Genomic DNA, 2,610 nt, shown 5'->3' with positions numbered 1-2,610 from the left:
CACGCGCCGGCATCACAAATACCCTGGTCAGGGCTGCGCCCCGACACCCCGCCATCGCCTCACGGCCGCGCACTGAATTGCGCACCCGTTCACCGATTTTCACGCATTTTCCTCGCCTATCTGTGCGTTCAGCATGGCGTAAAGCGCTTCGGCCTGATCGTGCAGGTGCTCACAGCAGCCGGCAGCCTCATCCAGATCCATCTGCTCGAGCCGCTCAAGGAGGAGAAGTGTCTGTGCGCGGATAAATTTGGCCATATTGAGGGCGGCGGATTCCTGTCTGGTCACTGGTGATTTTCCCCGTCTGGTGATGATTTTTGCGTGAAAAGAGCATGGCGTCATTCTGGTGCATAGTCATGCATGCCGTTAAAATTTAACAGGCGCGTTTCTGACGGGTTCCGGGGTGGTTTGTTGTGGTTTTTGTCATGGTTTCGTCAGGAACGCGCTGAACGCGTCTCAGGCGGTGCGGGCAACGGATGTTATGGTAAATTCTTGGGGGCTTGATTATAAAATACCGCACTTCCTCTTATGTCTTGTGCTTTTTAGACAACCCTGAAAGCTTTTAGCTTTGGTGATGCAATTTGCTGGGATTTTGGCGGAGAACCACAGGTAAAGAAAAAGGCCACATTAGCGGCCTTTTTCGGAGAAGATGCTCAGTGCGGAATTTCGGAGACTTCTTTAACGTCGGTTTTATTGATCTGCTGTTTGACACCATTCGCGTCTGTATAGCCAAGCAGGCCTGAGTCTGATTCTTTAGGTTTGCCGTCGCTGACAATAGTGCGACCGTCATTGGTGTGTATGGCATAGCTTGTGCGCGTGCAGCCGGTGAGGGCTGAAAGCGCAACTGCCGCTGCGAACACTGAAACAAAAATCTTTTTCAAAGCCAGCTCCTTTTATCCATATCAGTTTTGGTCACTAACCATCTAACTATAGGTCATTTTTTATGTGAAAAGAGGCTTGATGGTGGGCTGTATATCGAGTTAGGCGCGAGGTGCTATGGTCAAAGTGTGGTGTCAGGCGGGGAGGAGGCTTATATGAGATGTAATCCGGCCGATACATATACCAAGATGATTTAAGTATTCCTCTTTGTGAGGTTGGATGTCTAATTTATAAAGGATCTTCTTGAGATCCTTTTTTTCCGCGCGTAATCTCTTGCCCTGTAAACGAAAAAACCACCCTGGCAGGTGGTTTTTCGAAGGTTAGGTAATCCTGGCAGATCCCCTAACCGTGGTAACAGTCTTGTGCGAGACATGTCACCAAATTTGTCCTTTCAGTGTAGCCTCACTAAGGCCGCCACTTCAAGAACTCTTGAGACATCTCTCGCACATCCTGTTTGCCAATGGCCGTTGCCAATGGCGATTAGTCGTGTCTTTCCGGGTTGGACTCAAGTTGATAGTTACCGGATAAGGCGCAGCGGTCGGACTGAACGGGGGGTTCGTGCATACAGTCCATCCTGGAGCGAACTGCCTTCCCGGAACTGAGTGTCAGGCGTGGAATGAGAAACCGCGGCCATAACAGCGGAGTGACACCGGTAAACCGAAAGGCAGGAATGCGGGGGAGCACGAGGGAGCCACCAGGGGGAAACGCCTGGTATCTTTAAGCCGCATCGGGTTTCGCCACCACTGATTTGAGCGTCAGATTCTGTGATGCTTGTCAGGGGGGCGGAGCCTATGGAAAAACGGCTTTGGCGCGGCCTTATGCTTTCTTCGTTAAGTATCTTCCTGGCATCCCCCAGGAAATTTCTGATCCATCCGTAAGCCCGTCCCGCTCGCCGCAGCCGAACGACCGAGCGGAGCGAGTCAGTGAGCGAGGAAGCGGAATATATTCTGTATCACATTTTCTCCTGACGCGTTTTCTTTCACTTTCTGCGCCTGTCTTATGTGGCATTAATGCTATGTGTTACTGCCATGCTACATCTTAAGCCAGTATACACTCCGCTAGTGCTCCGTGACTGGTCCGGCGCTGCGCCCGGAACCCGCCTGTACCGGTTCAGCAGCCGTTCCGGCCTGACTGCAATTTTTTTTTTTTCATCCCTGCCCGCTACCCTGTAAACCTTTCTTCTGCGTTGCCGTTAACAGTAGGTAAGCCATGTTTGGTTTTTCTTCCGGAGCCCTGATGACTCTTAGTGATGATGAGCGACACCTGCTTGTGTCCGTTGTTTCGGTCTGGCTACGGCGTGCCGGAGGGGATGCCGGAGCCATGATGCTGGATGCATACCGGCAGATTTTGTCTGAAACCGAACCGGCCGTAAGGACTGTCATGCTCGAATTTCTTGAATCCGTTCGCATTCATTACATTTCGTCCTGAGCATTTTCTGTATTTCTGTCCATACTTAAACGAGGCGGCCGTCACGGACGGTGGTCGTCGTTCCATGATGCTGTTATGGACGAGTGAGAGTAATCTAATCTAACTTGATTGAGTTCCGGGCGTGCCGCCCGGTTTTTTTTGCTGTTTCCCGGTGTCCGTTCCGGGACAGGATGTGCATTTGTAATACCGCGCACGCGCCGGCATCACAAATACCCTGGTCAGGGCTGCGCCCCGACACCCCGCCATCGCCTCACGGCCGCGCACTGAATTGCGCACCCGTTCACCGATTTTCACGCATTTTCCTCG

The 2,610-nt window shown here is 52.0% G+C and carries 3 protein-coding genes; 1 reads left to right on the top strand and 2 read right to left on the bottom strand.

The window, feature by feature from the left end; all coding sequences use genetic code 11:
• Nucleotides 1-99: 99 nt before the first annotated feature.
• Together FHC51_RS22585 and FHC51_RS22580 are read right to left on the bottom strand one after the other, a co-directional pair.
• Nucleotides 100-285, bottom strand: coding sequence for a Rop family plasmid primer RNA-binding protein (locus tag FHC51_RS22585; RefSeq protein ID WP_013772937.1), 186 nt, complete (start codon nucleotides 283-285; stop codon nucleotides 100-102).
• 365 nt (nucleotides 286-650) lie between these two features.
• Complete coding sequence (locus FHC51_RS22580; protein ID WP_021243043.1) at nucleotides 651-878, bottom strand: YgdI/YgdR family lipoprotein; 228 nt, start codon at nucleotides 876-878, stop codon at nucleotides 651-653.
• A 1,207-nt stretch (nucleotides 879-2,085) separates the two neighbouring features.
• On the opposite strand from FHC51_RS22580, the gene FHC51_RS22575 reads away from it, so the two are divergent.
• Entirely contained in the window at nucleotides 2,086-2,304 is a 219-nt protein-coding gene (locus tag FHC51_RS22575) for a hypothetical protein (protein WP_198129632.1), read from the top strand.
• The last annotated feature ends 306 nt before the right edge of the window (nucleotides 2,305-2,610 follow it).

This window comes from Leclercia sp. EC_58 (genome assembly GCF_019584355.1).
Lineage (GTDB): Bacteria > Pseudomonadota > Gammaproteobacteria > Enterobacterales > Enterobacteriaceae > Enterobacter.
Note: the sequence above shows the minus strand (reverse complement) of the source record. Positions and strands in the feature narration are given on the sequence as shown.

Bases quoted from the DNA above. Each gene is read 5' to 3' on its own strand.
- FHC51_RS22575 (WP_198129632.1), top strand. From the start codon at position 2,086: ATGTTTGGTTTTTCTTCCGGAGCCCTGATGACTCTTAGTGATGATGAG.